The sequence below is a fragment of the Kitasatospora sp. NPDC094028 genome (assembly GCF_049543595.1).
In the GTDB taxonomy this organism is placed as follows: Bacteria; Actinomycetota; Actinomycetes; order Streptomycetales; family Streptomycetaceae; genus Kitasatospora.
This window is the reverse complement of record NZ_JBMVFA010000084.1, coordinates 1-1,645: the sequence shown is the minus strand read 5'-3', so window position 1 is coordinate 1,645 and position 1,645 is coordinate 1. Positions and strand designations below refer to the sequence as shown.

Sequence of the window (1,645 nt, the reverse complement as noted above, 5' to 3'; positions counted from 1 at the left end):
CCCATGTCCTGTCCGTTCCGGCCGGCCAGAGCCCTCAGCCGGGCCCCGGCCAGCCTCCCAGATCACGGACTTACACGAACTATCTGACACGCTCGTCCCAGCCCGAGCTGAGCAGATTTACAGGCTGCGAGCATCTAGTGTGCTGCGCCAGAAATCATGAGGGTAAGTTGCTACCCTTTTCTGGTGTCGCATCCCGGGCCTTCTGCCGTCGTGATCACGCTGTCCGATGATGAGCGTGCCGAGTTGGTGCGTCGAGTCGGGTCGTGGGACCGGAGATCTGCGGAGCGGGCTCGGATCATTCTGGCGTGTGCTGACGGTATGCCGAATGCCACTGTGGGGCGGCTTGTTGGCGTCCAGGCCAAGACGGTGGGCAAATGGCGTCGCAAGTTCGCGGCCGAGGGGCTTAAGGGCTTGCGGGACGAGGGCCGTATCGGCCGGCCCAAGGCCGACCTGGTCCTGGGGGACGCTGAGCGGGACCAGTTGGAGCGCTGGGCGAGGCGGGCGAAGACCGCCCAGTTCCTCGCCCTTCGGGCACGGATCGTGCTGCGGTGCGCGCAGGGCGGGACGAACCGGCAGGCCGCGATGGAGCTGGGTGTTGACGAGTCGACGGTGGAGCGATGGCGGGCCCGTTTCATCGCGGACCGCCTGGACGGCCTGCAGGACGAGCCGCGGCCGGGCCGGCCGCCGTCGATCCTGCTCGACCAGGTCGAGGACGTCATCGTCGCCACGTTGGAGTCCACCCCGGGCCGGGACACACACTGGTCGCGGGCCTCGATGGCCGCCCGCACCGGCCTGTCCAAGTCGACCGTCGGACGGATCTGGAAGAGGTTCGACCTCAAGCCTCACCTGCAGGACAGCTTCAAGTTGTCCACCGACCCGCAGTTCGTCGACAAGGTGGTGGACGTCGTCGGCCTGTACCACAACCCGCCCGAGAGGGCGGTCGTGCTCTGTGTGGACGAGAAGTCTCAGATCCAGGCCCTGGACCGGTCCCAGCCGGTCCTTCCGATGATCCCGGGCATGCCCGAGCGCCGAACCCACGACTACCTGCGGCACGGCATCACCAGCCTGTTCGCCGCATTCAACATCGCCGACGGCACCGTCATCAGCGAACTGCACCGCCGCCACCGTGCCATCGAGTTCAAGAAGTTCCTGGTCACGATAGACAAGGCCGTGCCGGCCGAGCTCGAGGTGCACCTGGTCTGCGACAACTACGCCACCCACAACACCGCCGAGATCAGGACCTGGCTGGCACGGCACCCGCGCTTCCACGTGCACTTCACCCCCACCGGCTCGTCCTGGATCAACCAGGTCGAGCGCTGGTTCGGACTGCTGACGGACAAACTGATCCGGCGAGGCGTCCACACCTCTGTCAAAGCCCTCGAAGACGACATCAAGGCCTGGATCGACACCTGGAACCAGGACCCGAGACCGTTCACCTGGACCAAGACCGCCGACGAGATTCTCAAATCCCTCGCCGACTACCTCACCAAGATCAACCAGCCCACCCCAGCATCAGAGGAATAGTTACCCTCATGATTTCTGGCGCAGCACACTAGTGCCGCATCAGGCAACGTTCGCCCCGTTGCGGCATGCTGTCCGGTTGCCGTTGGCGGCAACCGGACAGTCAGAATGATCACGTGGCTGA

The 1,645-nt window shown here is 65.2% G+C and carries 1 protein-coding gene; it reads left to right on the top strand.

Annotated features, from left to right (window positions below; all coding sequences use genetic code 11):
- Positions 1 to 156: 156 nt before the first annotated feature.
- Complete coding sequence (locus tag ACPC54_RS41880; RefSeq protein WP_498972998.1) at positions 157 to 1,524, top strand: IS630 family transposase; 1,368 nt, start codon at positions 157 to 159, stop codon at positions 1,522 to 1,524.
- Positions 1,525 to 1,645: the final 121 nt, after the last annotated feature.